At 66.1% G+C, this 21,608-nt stretch carries 24 protein-coding genes; 4 read left to right on the top strand and 20 right to left on the bottom strand.

Annotation, left to right across the window (positions count from 1 at the left end; genetic code table 11):
• Positions 1-163: 163 nt before the first annotated feature.
• The 8 genes from murB to RTW82_RS32090 all read right to left on the bottom strand — a co-directional run bounded on the left by murB (position 164) and on the right by RTW82_RS32090 (position 7,000).
• The gene (gene murB, locus RTW82_RS32125; RefSeq protein ID WP_316925232.1) at positions 164-1,183 is read right to left on the bottom strand and encodes a UDP-N-acetylmuramate dehydrogenase; all 1,020 of its coding nucleotides are present in this window, start codon (positions 1,181-1,183) and stop codon (positions 164-166) included.
• On the bottom strand, positions 1,180-1,638 hold the full coding sequence (locus RTW82_RS32120) for a low molecular weight protein-tyrosine-phosphatase (RefSeq protein WP_184489244.1): 459 nt from the start codon (positions 1,636-1,638) through the stop codon (positions 1,180-1,182). The genes murB and RTW82_RS32120 overlap by 4 nt, the downstream gene beginning before the upstream one ends.
• Positions 1,638-2,402: a 3-deoxy-manno-octulosonate cytidylyltransferase gene (kdsB, locus tag RTW82_RS32115; RefSeq protein ID WP_316925231.1), complete on the bottom strand. Its 765-nt coding sequence runs from the start codon at positions 2,400-2,402 to the stop codon at positions 1,638-1,640. Before kdsB ends, RTW82_RS32120 begins: the two co-directional genes overlap by 1 nt.
• Positions 2,402-2,587, bottom strand: coding sequence for a Trm112 family protein (locus RTW82_RS32110; protein WP_021219506.1), 186 nt, complete (start codon positions 2,585-2,587; stop codon positions 2,402-2,404). Before RTW82_RS32110 ends, kdsB begins: the two co-directional genes overlap by 1 nt.
• 41 nt (positions 2,588-2,628) lie before the next feature.
• Positions 2,629-3,633 carry a tetraacyldisaccharide 4'-kinase gene (lpxK, locus tag RTW82_RS32105; RefSeq protein WP_316925230.1) on the bottom strand — a complete coding sequence of 335 codons (1,005 nt, stop codon included), beginning with the start codon at positions 3,631-3,633 and terminating at the stop codon, positions 2,629-2,631.
• Positions 3,633-4,073 carry a biopolymer transporter ExbD gene (locus tag RTW82_RS32100; protein WP_316925229.1) on the bottom strand — a complete coding sequence of 147 codons (441 nt, stop codon included), beginning with the start codon at positions 4,071-4,073 and terminating at the stop codon, positions 3,633-3,635. The genes lpxK and RTW82_RS32100 overlap by 1 nt, the downstream gene beginning before the upstream one ends.
• Positions 4,070-4,705 carry a MotA/TolQ/ExbB proton channel family protein gene (locus RTW82_RS32095; protein ID WP_031287691.1) on the bottom strand — a complete coding sequence of 212 codons (636 nt, stop codon included), beginning with the start codon at positions 4,703-4,705 and terminating at the stop codon, positions 4,070-4,072. The genes RTW82_RS32100 and RTW82_RS32095 overlap by 4 nt, the downstream gene beginning before the upstream one ends.
• Positions 4,706-4,777: 72 nt before the next feature.
• Positions 4,778-7,000: a DNA internalization-related competence protein ComEC/Rec2 gene (locus tag RTW82_RS32090; RefSeq protein WP_316925228.1), complete on the bottom strand. Its 2,223-nt coding sequence runs from the start codon at positions 6,998-7,000 to the stop codon at positions 4,778-4,780.
• Positions 7,001-7,150: 150 nt separating this feature from the next.
• On the opposite strand from RTW82_RS32090, the gene RTW82_RS32085 reads away from it, so the two are divergent.
• Positions 7,151-7,681, top strand: coding sequence for a DUF2062 domain-containing protein (locus RTW82_RS32085; protein ID WP_021219511.1), 531 nt, complete (start codon positions 7,151-7,153; stop codon positions 7,679-7,681).
• An 82-nt stretch (positions 7,682-7,763) separates the two neighbouring features.
• On the opposite strand, the gene RTW82_RS32080 is transcribed toward RTW82_RS32085, so the two are convergent.
• Genes RTW82_RS32080 through RTW82_RS32070 form a run of 3 tightly spaced genes read right to left on the bottom strand, consistent with a single transcriptional unit; the run spans position 7,764 to position 10,945 of the window.
• Positions 7,764-9,008 carry a lipoprotein-releasing ABC transporter permease subunit gene (locus RTW82_RS32080; protein ID WP_316925227.1) on the bottom strand — a complete coding sequence of 415 codons (1,245 nt, stop codon included), beginning with the start codon at positions 9,006-9,008 and terminating at the stop codon, positions 7,764-7,766.
• Position 9,009: 1 nt separating this feature from the next.
• Positions 9,010-9,693: a lipoprotein-releasing ABC transporter ATP-binding protein LolD gene (lolD, locus tag RTW82_RS32075; RefSeq protein ID WP_162164733.1), complete on the bottom strand. Its 684-nt coding sequence runs from the start codon at positions 9,691-9,693 to the stop codon at positions 9,010-9,012.
• A gap of 1 nt (position 9,694) precedes the next feature.
• Entirely contained in the window at positions 9,695-10,945 is a 1,251-nt protein-coding gene (locus tag RTW82_RS32070) for a lipoprotein-releasing ABC transporter permease subunit (RefSeq protein ID WP_043244256.1), read from the bottom strand.
• A gap of 95 nt (positions 10,946-11,040) precedes the next feature.
• On the opposite strand from RTW82_RS32070, the gene RTW82_RS32065 reads away from it, so the two are divergent.
• Genes RTW82_RS32065 through RTW82_RS32055 form a run of 3 tightly spaced genes read left to right on the top strand, consistent with a single transcriptional unit; the run spans position 11,041 to position 12,643 of the window.
• Entirely contained in the window at positions 11,041-11,628 is a 588-nt protein-coding gene (locus RTW82_RS32065; protein WP_021219515.1) for a PilZ domain-containing protein, read from the top strand.
• 5 nt (positions 11,629-11,633) lie between these two features.
• Positions 11,634-11,927, top strand: a complete 294-nt coding sequence (locus RTW82_RS32060; RefSeq protein WP_021219516.1) for a hypothetical protein — start codon at positions 11,634-11,636, stop codon at positions 11,925-11,927.
• On the top strand, positions 11,924-12,643 hold the full coding sequence (locus RTW82_RS32055) for a glycerophosphodiester phosphodiesterase (protein ID WP_021219517.1): 720 nt from the start codon (positions 11,924-11,926) through the stop codon (positions 12,641-12,643). The genes RTW82_RS32060 and RTW82_RS32055 overlap by 4 nt, the downstream gene beginning before the upstream one ends.
• Positions 12,644-12,937: 294 nt before the next feature.
• Here RTW82_RS32055 and sthA read toward each other — a convergent pair whose 3' ends face one another.
• The 9 genes from sthA to RTW82_RS32010 all read right to left on the bottom strand — a co-directional run bounded on the left by sthA (position 12,938) and on the right by RTW82_RS32010 (position 21,533).
• Positions 12,938-14,332 carry a Si-specific NAD(P)(+) transhydrogenase gene (gene sthA, locus RTW82_RS32050; protein ID WP_021219518.1) on the bottom strand — a complete coding sequence of 465 codons (1,395 nt, stop codon included), beginning with the start codon at positions 14,330-14,332 and terminating at the stop codon, positions 12,938-12,940.
• A gap of 118 nt (positions 14,333-14,450) precedes the next feature.
• Complete coding sequence (gene nqrM, locus RTW82_RS32045; protein ID WP_021219519.1) at positions 14,451-14,678, bottom strand: (Na+)-NQR maturation NqrM; 228 nt, start codon at positions 14,676-14,678, stop codon at positions 14,451-14,453.
• A 2-nt stretch (positions 14,679-14,680) separates the two neighbouring features.
• Positions 14,681-15,601, bottom strand: coding sequence for an FAD:protein FMN transferase (locus RTW82_RS32040; RefSeq protein WP_021219520.1), 921 nt, complete (start codon positions 15,599-15,601; stop codon positions 14,681-14,683).
• A gap of 79 nt (positions 15,602-15,680) precedes the next feature.
• Positions 15,681-16,907, bottom strand: coding sequence for an NADH:ubiquinone reductase (Na(+)-transporting) subunit F (gene nqrF, locus RTW82_RS32035; protein WP_021219521.1), 1,227 nt, complete (start codon positions 16,905-16,907; stop codon positions 15,681-15,683).
• Between the two features lie 9 nt (positions 16,908-16,916).
• Complete coding sequence (nqrE, locus tag RTW82_RS32030) at positions 16,917-17,525, bottom strand: NADH:ubiquinone reductase (Na(+)-transporting) subunit E (RefSeq protein ID WP_021219522.1); 609 nt, start codon at positions 17,523-17,525, stop codon at positions 16,917-16,919.
• Positions 17,525-18,199, bottom strand: a complete 675-nt coding sequence (locus RTW82_RS32025; RefSeq protein WP_184489235.1) for an NADH:ubiquinone reductase (Na(+)-transporting) subunit D — start codon at positions 18,197-18,199, stop codon at positions 17,525-17,527. Before RTW82_RS32025 ends, nqrE begins: the two co-directional genes overlap by 1 nt.
• Positions 18,196-18,990 (bottom strand): Na(+)-translocating NADH-quinone reductase subunit C, encoded by a 795-nt coding sequence (locus RTW82_RS32020; RefSeq protein WP_316925226.1) that lies wholly within the window; start codon positions 18,988-18,990, stop codon positions 18,196-18,198. The genes RTW82_RS32025 and RTW82_RS32020 overlap by 4 nt, the downstream gene beginning before the upstream one ends.
• The gene (locus RTW82_RS32015; protein ID WP_111262758.1) at positions 18,983-20,194 is read right to left on the bottom strand and encodes an NADH:ubiquinone reductase (Na(+)-transporting) subunit B; all 1,212 of its coding nucleotides are present in this window, start codon (positions 20,192-20,194) and stop codon (positions 18,983-18,985) included. Before RTW82_RS32015 ends, RTW82_RS32020 begins: the two co-directional genes overlap by 8 nt.
• A gap of 1 nt (position 20,195) precedes the next feature.
• A complete protein-coding gene (locus RTW82_RS32010) occupies positions 20,196-21,533 on the bottom strand; it encodes a Na(+)-translocating NADH-quinone reductase subunit A (RefSeq protein ID WP_316925225.1) in 1,338 nt (445 codons plus the stop codon).
• Positions 21,534-21,608 lie beyond the last annotated feature (75 nt).

Here is a 21,608-nt window from a genome sequence, read left to right as displayed (position 1 = left end):
ATGAACAAGGGATGCCTCGGCATCCCTTTTTCTTTGGCACGAGAAAAGTGCCCACCCCGCCCACCGTCCACCGCAACCTGCCTGCGCACCCTCCCCCCCTCACTGCACCGCAAATGAAAAAGGGACGCCTGAGCGTCCCTTTGTCTATTGCGTGCAAGCGATGTCAGAGCAGATTGGGCTCCATCTCCAGCACCACGCCAAAGCGTTCGGCGACATCGGCCTGAATGCGCTGCGCCAGGTCCAGCAGCTGCAGGCCGGTAGCCGCACCGTGGTTCACCAGCACCAGGGCCTGCAGGCGATGGACACCCGCATCGCCATCACGGTAGCCCTTCCAACCAGCACGCTCGATCAACCAGCCTGCGGCCAGCTTCACCTGGCCATCGGCCTGGGGATAGGCCACCAGATCCGCATGTTCGCCACGCAGGCGCTCGGCCAGCCCGGCCGGTACCAGCGGATTCTTGAAGAAGCTGCCAGCGTTGCCCAGTTGAGCCGGGTCCGGAAGCTTCTCGCTGCGGATGGAGCAAATGGCACGACTCACATCCGACGCCGTCGGCGCATCGACGCCCTGCTCCTGCAGCCGCTGGCGCACAGGCCCGTAGTCGAGGTGCAAGCTCAGCGCACGGCTCAACTTGAAACGAACCCTGAGGATCAGCCAGCGGCCGACCTCACGCTTGAACAGGCTGTCGCGATAGCCGAAGGCGCACTCTTCCAGGCTGAAGTCACGCAGCTCGCCACTCAGGCGGTCCATCGCGGTCAACCCGGCGAATACATCCTTGATCTCCACCCCGTAGGCGCCGATGTTCTGCATCGGTGCCGCCCCAACGGTGCCGGGAATCAGGCTGAGGTTCTCCAGCCCCGCCAGCCCCTGCTCCAGGGTCCAGAGCACGAACGGGTGCCAGGGCTCGCCAGCTTCGGCCTCCACCAGCACCAGCTCGCCATCATCGCCCAGCAGGCGCAGCCCACGGCTGGCCATGCGCAGCACCAGCGCGTCGACATCAGCGGTCAGCAGCAGGTTGCTGCCCCCGCCGATCACTTGCAGCGGAATACCGCGCGCGCTCGCCAGAGCAAGCGCCTCACGCACCTCGGCGTCGTCATGCGCCTCGGCAAACAGGCGCGCACGCACCTCCACACCAAAGGTGTTGAAGGGCTTCAGGGAAACGCTTTCGGAAACGACGAGGCTCACAGGCGCCCCCGAATCTCGGCAACCAGACCATCACAAGCCTGCTCGATCAGATCCAGCACCTCTTCGAAGCCTTCCTCGCCGCCGTAGTAAGGATCCGGGACCTCCTCCGGCACCAGGCCATAGCGACGCAGGAACAGGTCCGGCTCGCTGCCATTGCGGCGCAGCCCCTTGAGATCACGCAGGTTGCTGTGATCCATCGCCAACACCAGATCGAAACGCGAGAAGTCCTCCACGCTCACCTGGCGCGCCCGTAGCAGCGACAGGTCATAGCCACGTCGCAGCGCCGCCTGGCGGGTGCGCGTGTCGGGTGCCTTGCCAACGTGCCAGTCACCGGTACCGGCGGAGTCGACCTCGACCTGCTCCGCCAGCCCGGCCTCACGCAGCTTGTGGCGCAGTACACCCTCGGCGGTGGGCGAGCGGCAGATATTGCCCAGGCAGACGAACAGAACCTTCATCAGGCCCCCAGCAAGCGGCGCACCCGCTCCAGGTCTTCAGCGGTGTCCACACCGGCAGCCGGCGCCTCCAGGGCATCGGCTACGTGGATGCGCACGCCATGCCAGAGCGCACGCAGCTGCTCCAGGCATTCGGTGTCTTCCAGCCAGCAGGGGCCCCAGGCGACGAAGTCATGGAGGAACTGGGTACGGTACGCATAGATGCCGATATGGCGGCGGTAAGGCACGCCCTCGGGCAGCGCATCACGCCCACGGGCGAATGCATCGCGAGCCCAGGGCAGCGGTGCACGGCTGAAGGTCAGGGCCAGGCCCTGGGTGTCGGTCGACACCTTGACCACATTGGGGTTGAACAGCGCATCCACGTCATGGATCGGCTCGGCGAGGGTGGCGATGCCCGCCTCCGGGTGAGCCGCCAGGTTGGCTGCCACCTGGTCGATGATCGCCGGAGGGATCAGCGGCTCATCGCCCTGCACATTGACCACGATGGCGTCGCCGGCCAGCCCGAGCTGGGTGGCGACCTCGGCCAGGCGATCGGTGCCGGAATTGTGGTCGACCCGGGTCAGCACCACCTCGGCGCCAAAGCCCTTGCAGGCCTCGACGATACGCGCGTCGTCGGTGGCGACCACCACGCGCTCGGCGGAACTGCGCCGCGCCTGCTCCCAGACGTGCTGGACCATCGGCTTGCCGGCGATGTCCTGCAGCGGCTTGCCGGGCAGGCGCGTGGAGGCGTAGCGCGCCGGGATGACGACGGTGAATGCCTGGGCCATTACTTGTCCAGCCGCTCGTCGACGTTAAGGGTGCGGGCCTCGCTTTCCAGCATCACCGGGATGCCTTCGCGAACCGGGAAGGCCAGCGCATCGGCCTTGCAGACCAGTTCGCTCTTGTCTTCGGCGAGCTTGAGCGTGCCCTTGCACAGAGGACAGGCGAGGATATCGAGCAGTTTCGTGTCCATGGGTATCCTTGAACGCCACCCGAAGGGGCGGCTGGAATGAGTTAGGAGCGTTCGGCCGACAGGCGTGCCAGTCGCGCATCGAGCCATTCGATGAAGCCCAAGGTGGGCACCGCATCGACGGCCAGGTACCACCAGTCGGCAGCCGCGAAGTCACGGCACTTCACCGCATCCTTCTCGGTCATCACCAGGGGCAGTGCCGGGCTGAACTGCAGTTCGGCGGCACCGAAGCTGGCGTGGTCGGCGAAGGCATGGGGAACCGGGCGCCAGTTTAGCGCCTCGAGCGTGGTGAAGAAACGCTGCGGATTACCGATGCCGGCCACAGCATGGAGCGCCTGGCCAGGGGGGAAATGATCGAGTGCGACCCGCTCACCACTGTGCAGGTTGACCAGCGCGGTGGGCTGCAGGCGGAAGCCATGGGCACCGCCAGGGCCGGAGTCGGCACCGTTGTAAAGCACCGCATCGACGCTTTCCAGGCGCTGCGCCGGCTCGCGCAGGGGACCCGCCGGCAGGCAGCGGCCGTTGCCAAGGCCACGGGCGGCGTCGATCAGTACCAGTTCGATGTCCCGCGCCAGGCGGTAATGCTGCAGGCCGTCATCGCTGAGCACGAGATCGAGCGGCCCATCGGCCAGCAGCGCCTCGACCGCACGCCCGCGGTCCGGGTCGATGACCAGCGGCACACCGCTGCGCTGCACGATCAGCAGCGGTTCGTCACCGGCGACGTCGGCGCCCTGCTCCGCCCGTACCCGCCAGGGCAGGCTCGGCGGGTTGGCACCGTAGCCACGGCTGACCACGCCCACACGCAAGCCAAGGCTGCGGCAGTGCTCGATGAGCCAGAGAATCATGGGGGTCTTGCCGGTGCCGCCAACGGTGATGTTGCCCACCACCATCACCGGCACAGGGGCGCGATAGATAGGCCCTTCGCCGGCCAGGAAGGCGTCGCGCTTGCGCGTCACCACCAGACGGTAAAGCGCCTCCAGCGGGCGTAGCAGCACCAGGGCCGGGTGGCCCCGGTACCAGGCGTCCAACAGCCGATCGGAGAAGGCCATCAGGGCTTGTCCGAGGCCTCGACGGTGGTGATGCGCAACTTGCTGAAGCCCAGCTTGCCGGCCGCATCCATGGCGGTGATCACCGTTTGATGGGTGGTCTTGGCGTCGGCGCTGATAATCATCGGTAGGCTGTTGTCGCCACCGGACTCCTTGCTCAAGGCCGTCATCAGCGTCGCCAGGTCGTTCTTAACCAGTACCTGGCCATTGAGTGCGTACTGCCCGTCGGCACTGATAGACAGCTCCAGGGTCTTCACCTCGGTAGCCTGGGCCGGGGTACCGCTGACGGCCTCGGGCAGCTCGATCTTCAGTTCGCTGGGGCGGTTGAAGGTCGTGGTGACCACGAAGAACAACAGCAGCACGAAGATCACGTCGATGAACGAAGTCAGGTTGAGGAAGACCTCCTCACGCGCGACGTTGCCCGCACGGCGACGGAACTTCACGCTTTGCCTTCCTCTGCGAAGTCCACTTCACGATCACCCTGGGTCACTTCCACCAGCTTGATCGCCTCCTGTTCCATGGCCACCACCAGCTCGTCGACGCGACGCAGCAGGAAACGATGGAAGAACACCGCAGGGATAGCGACCACCAGGCCCGCTGCAGTGGTAATCAGAGCCTTGCCAATACCGCCAGCCAGTGCCGGGGCGTTGGCCATGCCATTGTCCATGAAGCCACTGAAGATCTCGATCATGCCGAACACGGTGCCCAACAGGCCCAACAGCGGGCCCATCGCGGCGATGGTGCCCAGGGTGTTGAGGTAGCGCTCCAGTTCGTGGATGACGCGGGAAGCGGCCTCCTCGATGCACTCCTTCATGATCTCGCGACCGTGCTTGGAGTTGGCCAGGCCCGCCGCGAGGATCTCACCCAGCGGGGAAGACGCACGCAGCTCCTTGAGCTTCTGGGCGTTGAGCTGCTTGTCCTTGACCATGCGCCACACCTGGCCGAGCAATTGCGGCGGTGCGATGCGATTGGCGCGAAGCGTCCACAGGCGCTCCACGATGATGGCGGTGGCTGCGATGGAACTCAGAATGATAGGCAGCATCATCCAGCCGCCTGCTTTGACCAGCTCCCACACGGTGGCAAATCCCCTTGAAAAAAGTGGCGCAACTCTAGCACAGGGTCAGGGCCCCGCCGACCGCCGCCGTTCTCATTTTTCCCGCCAGAAACGTGCCTGGGTCCGCAGTCCACGCACCTCGTCACGTTCACCGAGGCGGATCAGCAGCGCACCGGACTCCGCCGTGTCATGGATTGCAGCACCCGCTGCCCGGTAACGGGCGATCACGGTCGGATGCGGATGGCCGAAGGCGTTGTGGCTGCCCCGGGTGATCAGCGCACCACGGGGCGCTACCGCCTCGATAAGCGCCGCCGATGAAGAGCTGGCGCTGCCGTGGTGCGGTGCCAGCAACCAATCGGCGTGCAAGGGTTCGCCACTGGCAATCCAGGCGGCTTCGGCCTGGGCGCCGATATCGCCGGTCAGGTGAATGCGCTCGCCCCGCGCCTCCACGCTGAGCACACAGGAGCGGTCGTTGCCGGTGCGCGCGGCCTCCCAGCGCCAGGTTCGCAGGCGCACGCCGTCCCATTCCCAGGCCCGCTCAAGGCAGGCTTCAGCCCCCAGGCTGGCCGGCAGGCGCTCCGGCTCACCGCTCACCACCCGCGCCACCGGCATGCCACGCATCACGGCACCGGCGCCACCCGCGTGGTCGTTATCGGCATGGCTGAGGAGCATCTGGTCCAGGCGCCGCACACCCAGCCCCAGCAGGCTGGGCAGCACCACGCGCTCGCCCATGTCGAAATCGCCCCGCCGCGCGCCCGTGTCATAGAGCAACGCATGCTCCCGTGTGCGCACCAGCACCGACAGCCCCTGCCCCACATCCAGCAGCCAGATATCCGCCCTCCCCCAGGCGGGGCGTTCCACCGGCGGAAACAATGTTGGCAGCAACAACGCCAACCCCAGAGCACGCACCGGTATCCCGGCGGGCACGATCAGCAGCAGGCAACCGAGCATGCCCAGCAGCCAGGCCCGGACGGGAACGGCGGTCGCCTGCCAGGCGGGAATCCATTCCGCTATCCAGCCCAGCAAGCGGAACAACAGTTCCAGCGACCCACCCGCCAACCACAGCAGCCCCGCCCCAAGACCCGGCACACCCTGAAGGGCCGCGCCTAATAAAGACAGCGGCACCGAGACCAGGCTGACCCATGGCACCGCAATCAGGTTGGCCAGCGGGCCGCTCAGGCTGATGGGCAGGGCCATGGCCAGCAGCAAGGGTGACAGTGCCAAGCCCATGGTCCATTGCGCGCGCCACCAACTGCGCCACCACGACGGCACACCCAGGCGCCCGGCGAAGATCAGCACCAGCAATGCCACGGCCCCGAAGGACAACCAGAACCCCGCCTGCAGGGACGCCAGCGGATCGGCCGCCAGCACCACGCAGAAGGCCACCAGCAGCGGCCGCAGCACGCCCAGGTGACGAAAGCGCATGCGCCATAGCAGCGCGATGGCGGTCATCAGGCAGGAGCGCTGCACCGGTACGTCGAAGCCGGCGAGGAGTCCGTAACCCAGCGAACCGGCGAAGGCCAGCGCGCAGGCACAGGGCAGCCACGGCAGGCGTCGGGGCCAGAGACCGAGCCGCCCCAGCAACGCCACCGCCCCGTAAAGCACCGCCGCGAGCAAGGCGATGTGCTGCCCGGAGATCACCATCAGGTGCACCGTCCCGGTGTTCAGCAGCAACTGCCAATCGGCACTGTCGATCCCCGAGCCATCTCCCAGCACCAGCGCGGCGATACCGCCGTTGCGACCATGGGCGGGCACACTTTCTATGCCCTGGCGCACGCGGTCACGCCAGGCAGCCGGGCCACTGCCCCGTTGCAACGGCTGGCCCGCCTTCACCGAGCCGGTGGCGCCGGTATGGCGGGCCAGCAGCCAGGCCTCGTAGTCGAACGCGTGGGGGTTCACCAGGCCCCGGGGGCGCTTCAGAGTCACCGCCAACCGCCAGTGCTCGCCCCCGCGCACCTCGGGCCCGCCATACCAGGACAGGCGCATGCGCTGCGGCAAACGCAATCCGGGCGCGACGGCATCCTCCAGTTCGAAACGCACAACCCCGCCGCCCCGCTGCGGCAGGCCGACAACCTGCCCTTGCAGCCAGCGAGTCTCGCCATCCAGGGCCATGGCCAGGCGATCATCCAGGGCCTGCTGGGCACAGATGCAGGCCCAGGCGCCGCCCAGGAGGAACAGCCCCGGCAGCCGCAACCGCGTGAATAGAAGAACGCCGCCCAGCGCCGCCGCCGCCAGAAGCCAGCCGCCCGTCGGCAACCCCGGCATGAAACGCAGCGAGGCCAACCCACAGGCCAGCGCGACCAAACTCCCCGTCATGACAAGGCTCCCTCCCTGGGCTCAGCTCAACGGCGCCGGTCGATGACCGTTGATCGGTGCGGTTCCATTCATTTATCGACACAAACTGACCCGGCGGTGTCATAACCATGAATGCATAATGTCGGCGCTTCAGCCTGCCAGAGAGCCCACATGCCGCGTCGCCTCTTCAAACGCTACATGCCGAACCCGGACCTGATCAGGGAGCACAAGTCGCTGCGCTTCCTCGGTGCCCTGATCCACGACCCGAACCTCTGGCATCTCAACCGCCATTCGGTCTCGCGGGCGATGGCCATGGGTCTGTTCGCCGCCTTCATCCCGATGCCCCTGCAGATGCTGCTGGCAGCGGCGCTGGCGATCACCGTGCGCGCCAACCTGCCGATCTCCGTCGGCCTGGTCTGGCTGACGAACCCTATCACCATGCCGCCGGTGTTCTATTGCACCTACAAGATGGGCGCCTGGCTGATGGGCGTGCCGCCGCGCACCCTGCCCGACGAGCTGACCTTCCACTGGATCACCCAGGAACTCTCCACCCTGTGGCAGCCCTTCCTGCTGGGCTCCATCGTCTGCGGCATCCTCGTCGGCGCCCTGGGCTACATGCTGACCATGCTCTACTGGCGTTGGTGGGTCGGTCACAGCTGGCGCAAGCGTCAGAAACGCCGCCAGCAGGCCGGGCTCAAATAGCGCCCTGGCCGCTGCACCCACACTGGGCCTGAAATGAAAAACGCCGCTTTCGAGCGGCGTTTTTCGTGGTGCGGGATCGAGCTTATTCGTAGCGCAGCGCTTCCGCCGGCTGGGTCTGAGCAGCGCGCCAGGCTGGATAGAGCGTGGCGAGGAAGCTCATCAGTAGCGCGGCACCGCAGATCATCACCACATCCGCCGCCTGCAGGTCAGACGGCAGGTAGCTGACGAAGTACACGTCGGAACTGAAGATGTGCTGCCCGCTGGCACGCTCCAGGGCGGCGATCCAGGTGCTGACGTTGAGCGCCGTGACGATGCCCAGCCCGGTGCCAATCAGGGTACCGACCGCGCCGATGACGCTGCCCTGGACCATGAAGATGGCCATGATCTGCCGGGGCGTGGCGCCGAGGGTGCGGAGGATGGCGATATCGGCGCGCTTGTCGGCCACCACCATGATCAGCGTGGCGATGATGTTGAACGCCGCCACCGCGACGATCAGCAGCAGGAGCAGGCCGATCATGGTCTTCTCCATCTTCATCGCACTGAACAGGCTGCCCTGGGTGTGGGTCCAGTCATCCGACCGGTAGCCCGCGCCCAGCGCCTTGACGATCTGCGCGGAAACGCGCGGCGCCTGGTAGAGGTCCTTCAGGGCGATGCGCACGCTTTGCACCTGGCCTTCCTGCAGGCGCTGGATGGTGGCGGCGTCGGCGACGTTGATCAGCGCCAGGGAGCTGTCCAGCTCGGCGCCCACCTTGAATACGCCGACCACGCTGAGGCGCTGCATGCGCGGGGTGATGCCACCCGGTGCGTTGCTGACCTCGGGCACGATCAGGGTCAGCTTGTCGCCGACGTTGAGGTGGAAGCGGCGCGCAGTGATTTCACCGACGACGATGCCAAACTCGCCGGGCACCAGGTCGGCCAGCGCACCCTGAACGATGTGCTTGCCGATGATGGAGACCTTGGGCTCTTCCGCCGGGTCGATGCCGTTGATCTGCACCGGCTGCATCATGCCCTTGTAGGAGAGCATCCCCTCCAGCTCGGCGAAGGGCACGGCACCGGTCACCTCCGGGTGCTTCATCGCCGTGGCGGCGACGCTGCGCCAGTCGTCCAGCGGCTGCTCGGCGGCGAGGGTAGCGTGGGGCACCATGCCGAGGATCCGCGAGCTCATCTCCTTCTGGAACCCGTTCATCACCGAGAGCACGACGATCATCGCCAGCACGCCCAGGGCGAGGCCGATCATCGAGGTCAGCGAGATGAAGGAGATGAAGTGGTTGCGGCGTTTCGCGCGGGTGTAGCGCGCGCCGATGAAGATGGCCAGGGGTCTGAACATGTCAGGCAGCCACCAGCCGGCCTTCTTCCAGGCGCAGCACCCGGTCCATCTGCTGGGCCAGTTGCGGGTCATGGGTCACCACCAGGAAGGCGGTGCGCAGCGAGCCGCTGAGCTCCAGCATCAGCTCCTGGATGCTCTGGGCGGTGTGCTTGTCGAGGTTGCCGGTGGGCTCGTCGAGCAGCACCAGCTCCGGGTTGTTGACCAGGGCACGGGCGATGGCCACGCGCTGGCGCTCGCCACCGGACAGCTCAGCCGGTTTGTGCGACAGGCGATGGCCGAGGCCGACGCGCTCCAGCAGCGCGGTGGCACGCTGGCGCGCCTCGGCGATCGGCGTGCGGCCGATCAGCAGGGGCATGCAGACGTTTTCCAGCGCAGTGAACTCGGGCAGCAGGTGGTGGAACTGGTAGACGAAGCCCAGCGCGCGGTTGCGCAGCAGGCCACGGGCCTTCTCGTTGAGGGCGGACAGCTCCTCCCCCGCCAGCCAGACGCTGCCGGTGCTGGGGGTGTCGAGCCCGCCGAGCATGTTCAGCAGGGTGCTCTTGCCCGAGCCGGAGCTGCCGACGATGGCGATGCGCTCGCCCGGGTGCAGCTCCAGCTCAACGCCGGAAAGCACCTGCACCGATTGCGGGCCTTCCTCGTAGCTCTTGCCCAGGTTGCGGCAGCTCAGCACCGCGCGATCTTTCACGTCACTCATAACGAAGCGCCTCTGCGGGCTGGGTGCGCGCAGCACGCCAGGCCGGGTAAAGGGTGGCGAAGAAACTCAGGACCAGCGCGGCGCCGCAGACCAGCACCACGTCCTCCAGCATCAGCTGCGAGGGCAGGTAGTCGATGAAGTAGACATCGGCGCTGAGGAACTTGTGGCCGAGCACGTCCTCCAGCCAGGAGATGGCGGCGCTGACGTTGAGCGCGGCGAGGATGCCCAGCACGCAGCCGATGGCGGTGCCGACCACACCGATCACCGTGCCCTGGACCATGAAGATGCCCATGATCTGCCCCGGCGTGGCCCCGAGGGTACGGAGAATGGCGATATCGCCCTTCTTGTCGGTGACCACCATGACCAGGGTGGAAATGATGTTGAACGCGGCGACCGCGACGATCAGCAGCAGCAGCAGGCCGATCATGGTCTTCTCCATGCGGATGGCCTGGTAGAGGTTGCCGTGGGTACGGGTCCAGTCGCGGGCGTAGAAGTCCTCGCCCTTCAGCTGCCCGGCGATCTGCCAGGCCACACGCGGTGCCTGGAACAGGTCGTCGAGCTTGAGACGCAGGCCCTGCACCTGGTCGGGCTTCCAGCGGTGCAGGCGGGCGGTGTCCTTGATGTTGGCCACGGCCAGGGCGCCGTCCAGCTCGCCGGCGCCGACATGGAAGATGCCGACCACGGTGAAGCGCTTCATGCGCGGGAACACGCCGGCCGGGGTGACCGCCACTTCCGGCAGCACGAAGGTGACCTTGTCGCCCATGCCGACGCCGAGCTTGGTGGCCGCCTTGTCGCCGATGACGATGCCGAACTCGCCGGCGCGCAGCGAGGCCAGGTCGCCCTGCTTGAAGTAGTCGTCGATGATCGAGACCTGCCCTTCCAGCGCCGGGTCGACGGCGTTGACCAGCACCTTCTGCACCTTGCCGTTGTTGGTCAGCAGGCCCTGCATCTGGGTGAAGGGCGCCACTGCGGCGATGCCCGGCTGCGCACGGACCTTGTCGGCCAGCGCCTGCCAATCGTTGATCGGGGTGGCGGATTCGATGGTGGCGTGGGGCACCATGCCCAGCACGCGCTCGCGCATCTCGCGGTCGAAGCCGTTCATCACCGACAGCACGAGAATCATCACCAGCACGCCGAGGGCGAGGCCGATCATGGAAGTCAGGGAGATGAACGAGACGAAGTAACTGCGACGCTTGGCGCGCGTGTAACGGGCGCCGATATACAGGGGCAGCGGTCTGAACATAGAAAAAGGTTCGCTTGCGAAGAAAGGAACGTCCTTGTGGCGGGGTCAGGCGAGCAGCTTTACACTCAGACCACCCCTGCACCCATGGGTTCGCCATGTCGACACAAGACGCAGATGACCGCCGCGAATACTACCGTATCGAAGATACGATCGCACTGGAATTTACCCCCCTGACCGGCGCCCAGGCCCAGGCCAGCGAGGAGCTCCACGACGCGTCACCGCTGTTCAATCTGCTCAGCGACCTGCACCTGATGGACTTCGAGTCGCAGCACCTGCTGCGGCATATTTCCGAACGCGACCGGACCCTGGCCAACTACCTGAAGGTAATGAACAAGCGCATCGACCTGCTCGGCCAGGCCGTGGCCCAGAGCCTGATGCGCGACATCGGCCCGCCCCGCCGGGTGACCCTGTCCGAAGGCGGCGTCGGCTTCCTCTGCCCGCAGCCTTTTCAGCTCGGCAGCCACCTGGCGATCAAGATGGTGCTGATGCCCCAGGCCCTTGGCCTGCTGCTGCGCGCCGTGGTGATCCACAGCCAGTTGCGCGAGGACGGCGAGTACGAGATCGGCACCGAATTCGAAGCGCTGACTGACGCACAGCGCCAATTGCTCGCCCGGCATATCCTGCAGAAGCAGGCCCAGGCTCGCCGCCAGGCCCGCGCCCGCTCGGTTCCGCCTCCAGGATGATCCCCATGTCGCGCCTTCTGCTTCTGCTCTGCCTGTCCCTCCCCCTCCCGGCCCTGGCCGAAACCATCGAAATCCCCGTCGGCCAGCAAGGCGACAGCGGCCTTTCGCTGCCCGCGCGTGGCGAATCCCAGCGGGCGGTACTCGAACGTTTCGGCCTGCCGGACGAGGAGCATCCCGCCGTCGGCAAGCCGCCGATCGCGCGCTGGGACTACCGCGAGTTCTCCGTCTATTTCGAAAGCGGGCATGTCGTCGACAGCGTCCGCCACCACCAACCCCGACACCCCGAGGTTTCCCAGTGACCCTGATCTACGGCCATCGCGGCGCCAAGGGCGAATGCCCTGAAAACACCCTGGCCAGCTTCCAGCAGTGCCTCTCCCACGGCGTGAAGCGCTGCGAACTCGACCTGCACCTGTCCCGCGACGGCGAACTGATGGTGATCCACGACCCGACGCTCAAGCGCACCACCGGCCGCCGCGGCAAGGTGGTGGAGCACGACGCCGAAGAACTGGTCACCTACGACGCCCGCCAGGGCGGCCCGGGCTGGGTCAAACCCTGCCCCATTCCGCGCTTGGAAGAGCTGTTCGAGCAGTGCAACTTCGAGCACTGGCAACTGGAAGTGAAGAGCGCCTCCCGCGTGCGCGCCGCGCGCACCGTGCTGGCCATCCGTGAGCTCGCCGAGCGCCACGGCCTGCTGGACAAGGTCACCGTCACCTCCAGCTCCCGCGAGGTGCTGCGTGCATTGAACCGCCTGACGCCCGACCTCGCCCGCGGCCTGGTGGCCGAATACGCCTGGCTCGATCCGCTGAAAGTCGCGGCCAATCATGGCTGCAACCTGCTGGCGCTGAACTGGACCCTGTGCACCCCCGAGCGCCTGCAGAAGGCGCAGAAGCAGGGGCTGCACGTGTCGGTATGGACGGTGAACGAGCCAGCCCTGATGCGCCGCCTCGCCGACTTCGGCGTGGATAGCATCATCACCGACTTCCCCGGCGTGGCGGTGAGCACGCTGGCGCGCTGAAGCCTCGTTGTTCCCGGGCTGAAGCCCGGGCTACGCAGGCCCTCTCGGCGCAGTAGGTTGGCGCCGAGCGCAGCGAGGCCCAACGGTGCGAGATTCAGCATTGTTTCCTGAGCAAACGGTGGGCTGAACGCCCATCCGAGCGTCACTCCCCCCAGAACGAAAAAACCGGCCGCAAGGGCCGGTTTTTTTCATGGGCGTCGCCTGATCAGAAGCTCTCCCGATTCGGCCAGCGCCAGGTGCGCGGATCGTCGAGAGGGTCCTCCCCGGCCGGTTCAGGCGCCCGGCCGGTGCCGCTCAAAAAAGCCGGTTGAGGCCGTCGAACGCCGCCACCCGATAGGCTTCCGCCATGGTCGGGTAGTTGAAGGTGGTGTTGATGAAGTACTTGATGCTGTTGGCTTCGCCCTTCTGGTTCATGATCGCCTGGCCGATGTGGACGATCTCCGACGCCTGGTAGCCGAAGCAGTGCACGCCGAGCACTTCCAGGGTCTCGCGGTGGAAGAGGATCTTCAGCATGCCCACCGGTTCGTGGGAGATCTGCGCACGGGCCATGCCCTTGAAGAAGGCCTTGCCCACTTCATAGGGGATCTTGGCCTGGGTCAGCTCGCGCTCGTTCTTGCCGATCGAGCTGATCTCCGGAATGGTGTAGATACCGGTCGGCACGTCATCGACGAAGCGCCAGCTGTCGTTCTCCACCGCACTGCCGGCGGCTGAACGCCCCTGGTCGGCCGCGGCACTGGCCAGGCTCGGCCAGCCGATCACGTCGCCGGCGGCGAAGATGTTGCCCACCTCGGTGCGGTAGTACTGGTCGACGTTGATCTGGCCACGGCTGTTGACCTTGATGCCGACGTTCTCCAGCCCCAGGCGGTCGGTGTTGCCGGTACGGCCGTTGCACCACAGCAGGCAGTCGGCCTTGATCTTCTTGCCGGACTTCAGGTGCAGGATCACCCCGTTCTCCAGCCCCTCGATGCGCTCGTACTCCTCGTTGTGACGGATGAGCACGTTGTTGTTGCGCAGGTGGTAGCTGAGGGCGTCGGAGATTTCGTCGTCGAGGAAGCTGAGAAGCTGGTCGCGGTTGTCGATCAGGTCCACCAGCACACCGAGGCCGCTGAAGATCGAGGCGTACTCGGAGCCGATCACCCCGGCGCCGTAGATGATGATGCGGCGCGGCGTGTGGGTGAGGCTGAGGATGGTGTCGCTGTCATAGATACGCGGGTGGTGGAAGTCGACATCGGCCGGGCGATAGGGGCGCGAGCCGGTGGCGACGATGACCTGCTTGGCCACCAGTTTCTCCACCACGCCGCTGGTGCACACCACCTCGACGGTCTGCTCGTCAGAGAAGCTGGCCGTGCCGAAGAACACATCGACGCGATTGCGGGCGTAGTAGCCGGTGCGCGAGGCCACCTGCTTGGAGATCACCCGCTCGGCGCTCTTGAGCACGTCGGGGAAGGAGAACCAGCGCGGCTCGCCGATCTGGCGGAACAGCGGGTTGGTGTTGTACTGCATGATCTGTCGCACCGAGTGGCGCAGGGCCTTGGACGGGATGGTGCCCAGGTGGGTGCAATTGCCGCCGACCAGCGGGCGGTTGTCCACCACCGCCACCTTGCGTCCGGCCTTGGCGGCGTTCATCGCCGCCCCTTCCCCGGCCGGGCCGGAACCCAGCACCACTACGTCGTAGTTGTAGACAGCCATGCTTACTCCTCATAACGGGCCGGAGGGCTCTCTGTGGCCTCCGGCAGGGCCGCGGAACTCGTCACCGCGGCGTTTCGAACTCGGCGCGCAGCTTAGTCAGGCTGCGTGGCGCTGCACATTAGCGCTTGGTCGCGTCGTAGGCGAGTTTTGCATCCACTACATCGCCGTCGCGATTGGCTTCCTCGCACTTTTCGCGATTGCCGCCACAGATCGAGCATTCCTTCTCGATCCCCAGGTTGGCGATGCCGCCGCAGGAACCGGCGATGGGCTTGCGCCCCATGATCACGCCGATGGCCATGCCCAGCACCACCAGCAGCATGATCAGGAAAACCAGTAGCCAGGTCATGTTCAGTGCGCCTCCGTGGGGAACAGTTGCTCGAAGCGGCGGCTGCCGCGGGTGGCGAAACCCGTGCCTTCACGGGTGACGAAGAACGCCGCGATGTCGTGGCGGTCGGCAAACGCCAGGCCGGCCTCGGGCCCGAGCACCATCAACAGCGTAGACAGTCCATCGGCATTCAGGGCCGACGGGTTGATCACCGTGACCGCTGCCAGGTGATGGGTAATGGGAGCGCCGCTCGTGGGATCGAGGGTGTGAGAATACCGCTGTCCACCCCGTTCGAAGTAGTTGCGATAGTCGCCGGAGGTGGAAATACCCATGTCCTGCAGTGCAACAATCTTCTGCGCTACCTGGCGATCATCGCGCGGTGCTTCGATGGCCACGCGCCAGGGGCTGCCGTCGGGCTTGCGGCCGACGGCCTTCATTTCTCCGGTGATCTCCACCAGGGAACTGGTCACGCCCAGCTCGCCCAGCCGCGCACTGACACGATCCACCGCGTAGCCGGCGGCGATGGCGTTGAAGTCCAGCTGCACGGCGGCGTCCTTGCACAACTCGTCGCCCTGGCGCTTGAGGTGCTGGTGACCGACATCCGCTCGGGCCATGGCGATGGCCTCGGCGCTGGGCACCTGGTCCCCGCGCGATTGCGGGCCGAAGCCCCAGAGGTTGAGCAGCGGCTCCAGGGTCATGTCGAAGGCGCCGTCGCTTTGTGCGGACAGGCTGTCGCCAAAGGCCACCAGCTCCAGCATGGGCGCCGGCAAGGCCATGCAGCTGCCCGCCGGCAGAGCATTGAAACGCTCCACGTCGGAGTCGGCGCGGTAGGTGGACATCTGCCGGTCGATCTCGGCGAGGATGCCCTCCACTTCGCCCCGCGCCTGCTCCACGGAAGGACCGGACGCGCTGCGCACATACTTCACCGAGTAGCTGCTGCCCATGGTCGGGCCGCCGAACTGCTCCAGGGAATCGCCACAACCGGCCAGCAGGACACTGGCCGAAAGCAGCAGGGCAACAGGTCTAACCACCGAAGTCGTCCAGCAGGATGTTCTCGCGCTCGACGCCCAGGTCCAGCAGCATCTTGATCACTGCTGCGTTCATCATCGGCGGGCCGCACATGTAGAACTCGCAGTCCTCGGGGGCCGGGTGGTCCTTGAGGTAGTTCTCGAACAGCACGTTGTGGATGAAGCCGGTATGGCCGTTCCAGTTGTCCTCGGGCTGCGGGTCGGACAGCGCCAGGTGCCACTGGAAATTGGGGTTCTCGGCGGCCAGCTGGTCGTACTCCTCGGTGTAGAAGGCCTCGCGCAGGGAACGCGCGCCGTACCAGAAGCTGATCTTGCGCTGGGAGCCCAGGCGCTTGAGCTGGTCGAAGATGTGCGAACGCATGGGTGCCATGCCGGCGCCACCGCCGATGAAGACCATCTCGGCCTGGGTGTCCTTGGCGAAGAACTCGCCGAAGGGGCCGTACACGGTGACCTTGTCGCCCGGCTTGAGGTTGAACACCCAGGAAGACATCTTGCCCGGCGGGATCTCGTCCTTGCCCGGCGGCGGCGAAGCCACGCGGATGTTGAACTTCACGATGCCCTTTTCGTCGGGGTAGTTGGCCATGGAGTAGGCGCGGATGACGGTCTCGTCGACCCTGGAGACATACTTCCAGAAGTTGAACCTGTCCCAGTCGGCCCGGTACTCGGGCTGGATGTCGAAGTCCTTGTAGTGCACCTCGTGGGGCGGGCATTCGAGCTGGACGTAGCCACCGGCGCGGAAGTCCACGCTCTCCCCTTCCGGCAGGCGCAGGGTCAGCTCCTTGATGAAGGTGGCGACGTTGGGGTTGGACTCCACCGTGCACTCCCACTTCTTAACGCCGAAGACCTCTTCGGGCACTTCGATGTGCATGTCCTGCTTCACCGGAGTCTGGCAGGACAGGCGCCAGCCTTCCTTCGCCTGGCGGCGGGTGAAGTGGGACTCCTCGGTGGGCAGCATCTCGCCGCCGCCGCTCTCCACCACGCACTTGCACTGGGCGCAGGTACCGCCACCGCCGCAGGCCGAGGAGAGGAAGACGTTCTGCGCCGCGAGGGTCTGCAGCAGCTTGCCGCCGGCCGGGACGGTGATGGTGCGCTCGCGGTTGATCACGATGTTCACGTCGCCGCTGGACACCAGCTTGGCGCGGGCGGCGAGGATGACCACCACCAGCGCGAGAACGATGGCGGTGAACATGCCAATGGCGAGGAAGATTTCGAAACTCGGCATGTCGCCTCCTTACAACTGGACGCCCGAGAAGGACATGAAACCCAGCGACATCAGGCCGATGGTGATGAAGGTGATGCCCAGGCCCTGCAGGCCCTCGGGTACATCGCTGTACTTGAGCTTCTCGCGGATGCCGGCGAGCAGCGCGATGGCCAGGGCCCAGGAGAAGCCGGAACCGACGCCGTAGACCACGCTCTCACCCAGGTTGTAGTCGCGCTCCACCATGAACAGCGAGCCGGCCATGATGGCGCAGTTCACCGTGATCAGCGGCAGGAACACGCCGAGGGCGTTGTAGAGCGAGGGCACGTACTTGTCGAGCAGCATCTCGAGGATCTGCACGATGGCGGCGATCACCCCGATGTAGCTGAGCAGGCCGAGAAACGACAGGTCCACGTCCGGCAGGCCGGCCCACGCCAGCGCGCCGTCCTTGAGCAGGAGGGTGTAGAGCAGGTTGTTGGCCGGCACGGTGATGGCCTGCACCACGATCACGGCGATGCCGAGGCCGATGGCGGTCTCCACCTTCTTCGAAATGGCGATGAAGGTGCACATGCCGAGGAAGAAGGCCAGGGCCATGTTCTCGACGAACACCGCCTTCACGAACAGGCTGATGTAGTGCTCCATCAGTAGGCCTCCTTGTTGGATACCTGGGGCGCGATCTTGAAGGACGGGGCTTCCTTCTGCTCGGTCTTCCAGCTGCGCAGGGCCCAGATGATCAGTCCGATGAGGAAGAAGGCCGAGGGCGGCAGCAGCAGCATGCCGTTGGGCTGGTACCAGCCGCCGTCGTTGATCACCGGGAGGATCTCGTAGCCCAGCAGCTTGCCGGAGCCGAACAGCTCGCGGATCACGCCGAGGACGATGAGCATGGCGCTGTAGCCGAGGCCGTTGCCGATGCCGTCGAAGAACGACAGCACAGGCGGGTTGGCCATGGCGAAGGCCTCGGCGCGGCCCATCACGATGCAGTTGGTGATGATCAGGCCGACGAACACCGAGAGCTGCTTGGACAGGCTGAAGGCATAGGCCTTGAGCACCTGGTCGACCACTATCACCAGCGAGGCGATGATCACCATCTGCACGATCATGCGGATCGAGCTGGGGATCTGGCTGCGGATCATCGAGATGAACAGGTTGGAGAAGCCGGTCACCAGCGTCAGGGCGATGGACATCACCAGCGCGGTCTTCAGGTTGGAGGTGACCGCCAGGGCCGAGCAGATGCCGAGGATCTGCAGGCCGATGGGGTTGTTGTGCAGGATCGGGTCCAGCAGGACCGAGCGGATCGTGGGTTGCGCCATGTTCATGCCTCCCCGTCGTTGAGCTTGGCCAGGAAGGGGCCGAAGCCGTTCTTGCCAAGCCAGAAATGCAGCAGGTTGTTGACGCCCTTGCTGGTCAGCGTGGCGCCGGCCAGGCCGTCGACCTGGTGGTTGGCGTTGGGCGAGCCCGAGCCGGGCTCGACGCTGCCCTTGATGATCTGGATGGCCAGCTGGCCTTGCTCGTCGAACAGGCTCTTGCCGTTCCACAGCGCCTTCCATTTCGGGTTGTCCACCTCGCCGCCGAGGCCGGGCGTCTCGCCGTGCTGGTAGAAGCCGAGGCCGACCACGGTGTCGAGGTCGCCCTTGAGGGCGAGGAAGCCGTACAGGGTCGACCACAAGCCGTAGCCGCGCACCGGCAGGATCAGGGTGTCCAGTTGGCCATCCTTCTCCACCAGGTAGACGGTGGTGAAGCGCTCGCGGCGCTTGATGGAGGCGATGTCCTGGTCACCTGGCAGGGCGTCAGAGAGTTTCGGGTCCTTGGCGGCCTTCAGCGGGTCGAAGCCGGCGGCCTGGATGGCGTCGCTGTATTCGCCGCTGGAGAGGTCCACCACCTTGGCGGTGATGCGCTCGGCATAGAGCGCCTTCACTTCGCTGGCGGACATGCCCGGCTGACCGAGGCCGGCGATGGAGAGGATGCTGCGCTGCTTGTCCAGCTCGCGGTTCTCCACCTGCACCGGTTTGAGGGCTACTGCCCCGCCGGCGACGAAGATGGAGCACACCAGGCAGACCACCAGGGCCACCAGCAGGGTGCGGATCGTGGATTCCTTCTGGTTAGCCATGGCGTGCCAGCCTCCGCTTGATGTTGGCCTGGACGACGAAGTGGTCGATCAGCGGTGCACAGAGGTTGGCGAAGAGGATCGCCAGCATCATGCCCTCCGGGAAGGCGGGGTTGACCACGCGGATCAGCACCACCATCAGGCCGATCAGCGCGCCGAACAGCCACTTGCCGGTGTTGGTCATGGAGGCGGACACCGGGTCGGTGGCCATGAACATCATGCCGAAGGCGAAGCCGCCGAGGACCAGATGCCAGTACCAGGGCATGGCGAACATCGGGTTGGTGTCGGAGCCGATGGCGTTGAACAGCGTGCTGGTGGCGATCATGCCCAGCATCACGCCAGCGACGATGCGCCAGGCGGCGATGCGGGTCAGCAGCAGCACGCCGCCGCCGATGAAGATGGCCAGGGTGCTGGTCTCGCCGATGGAGCCGTGGATGGTGCCGAGGAAGGCGTCCATCCAGGTGATGCCGTGACCGATGATGTTCTCCACGCCACCGGCAGCGCCCAGGCTCAGGGAGGTGGCACCGGCGAAGCCGTCCACTGCCGTCCACACCGCGTCACCGGAAATCTGCGCCGGGTAGGCGAAGAACAGGAAGGCACGGCCCACCAGGGCGGGGTTGAGGAAGTTCTTGCCGGTGCCGCCGAACACTTCCTTGCCCAGCACCACGCCGAAGCTGATACCGAGGGCCACCTGCCACAGCGGGATGCTCGGTGGCAGGGTCAGGGCGAAGAGCACGGAGGTGACGAAGAAACCTTCGTTCACTTCATGGCGGCGGATGGCAGCGAACAGCACTTCCCAGAAGCCGCCGACGATGAAGGTCACGGCGTAGATGGGCAGGAACCAGGCCGCGCCCTGGATGACGTTGTCCCACAGGCTGTTGGGGTCGAAGCCCGCCAGGCTGCCGATCAGCGCGAAGCGCCAGCCGTCCTGGGCGGCCAGCAGGTCCGGGCTCTGGGCAAACACCAGGTTGGCCTGGTAGCCGACGTTCCACATGCCGAAGAACATCGCCGGGAAAGTGCAGAGCCAGACGGTGATCATCATGCGCTTGAGGTCGATGCCATCGCGCACGTGGGCCGTGGTCCGGGTGACGTTGGCCGGCCGGTAGAAGAAGGTGTCGATCGCTTCGTACAGGGCGTACCACTTCTCGAAGCGGCCACCCTGTTCGAAGTTGTGCTCGATCCGGTCGAGGAATTTACGCAGGCCCATGTCAGCCCTCCTTCTCGATGCGGTTGAGGTTGTCCCGCAGGATGGGGCCGTATTCGTACTTGCCGGCGCAGACGTAGCTGCACAGCGCCAGGTCTTCCTCGTCCAGCTCCAGGCAGCCCAGCTTCTGGGCCATCTCGGTGTCGCCGACGATGAGGTAGCGCAGCAACTGGGTGGGCAGGATGTCCAGCGGCATCACCGCCTCGTAGTTGCCCACCGGCACCATGGCGCGCGGGCTGCCGTTGGTGCTGGTGCTGAAGGCGAACCGGCGGGCCGCCATCAGCTTGGAGACGAAGATGTTCAGCACCGAGTGCTTGTTCACCCCGGCGCGCAGGTAGTGCAGCAGCTCGCGGTCATGGCCTTCGGCCAGGCAGGACACCTGCAGGTGGTAGCGCCCCAGGTAGGCGCAGGCACCACGGGAGGTGCGCCCGCCCAGCAGGGAACCGGACACCACGCGGTTGACGCCGGGCTTGAGTTCGCCGGCGGTCAGCTCGTCGAGGCTGGCGCCCAGGCGGGTGGCCAGCAGACGCGGCTTCTCCACCACCGGGCCGGCCAGGGCCACGACGCGCTCGACCCACAGGCGGCCGGTGGCGAACAGCTTGCCGACGGCGATCACGTCCTGGTAGCCGATGTGCCAGACGCTCCTGGTGGCGCTGACCGGGTCGAGGAAGTGGATGTGGGTGCCCGGAAGGCCCGCCGGATGCGGGCCGGAGAAGGCCTCGGCGTGCACGCCGGTCAACTGCTCACCCGGCAGGCTGGGCCCCTCGGCCTTGCACAGGAACACCCGGCCAAGACGTGCCAGCACCTTGAGGCCACGCTCGAAGTCGGCGGCATGGGCAGCGATGATCGGCTGCGGATCAGCGGCCAGCGGGTGGGTATCGAGGGCGGTGACGAAGATCGAGCTGGGAACGGCATCGACAGCCGGCACCCGGCTGAACGGGCGCGTGCGCAGCGCAGCCCACAGCCCCGAACGCTGCAGGTTGTCCCGCACGGCCTGGGGCTCGAGGGCATCCAGGGCGTTGTCCGGGCAGGTGTCGAAGAGGACTTCGTCATCGCCGTCCACATCGATCACCACCGACTGCAGCACGCGCTGCTCGCCGCGATGGATGGCCGAGACCACGCCTGCCGCCGGGGCGGTGAATATCACGCCGGGGTTCTTCTTGTCGGCGAACAGGGCCTGGCCCAGCTTCACCCGGTCGCCGACCTGCACCTGCATGGTGGGCTTCATGCCGTGGTAGTCGAAGCCGATCACGGCCACGCTACGCACGGCCCGTGCAGCCTCGATGCGCTGCTCAGGCTGGCCTGCGATGGGCAGGTCCAACCCCCGTCTGATTCTTGTCATGTCTCTCGCCTGAACCTTGAGAAGGGTTTCGTCCCGGTGTGGAACAGTAGCCGCCAAACGCCAGGCAGGCGCCGG

Origin of the sequence: Pseudomonas sp. zfem005 (assembly GCF_032621735.1) — a bacterium.
Taxonomy (GTDB): Bacteria; Pseudomonadota; Gammaproteobacteria; order Pseudomonadales; family Pseudomonadaceae; genus Metapseudomonas; species Metapseudomonas solani.
This window is presented reverse-complemented; position numbering and strand designations above follow the sequence as displayed.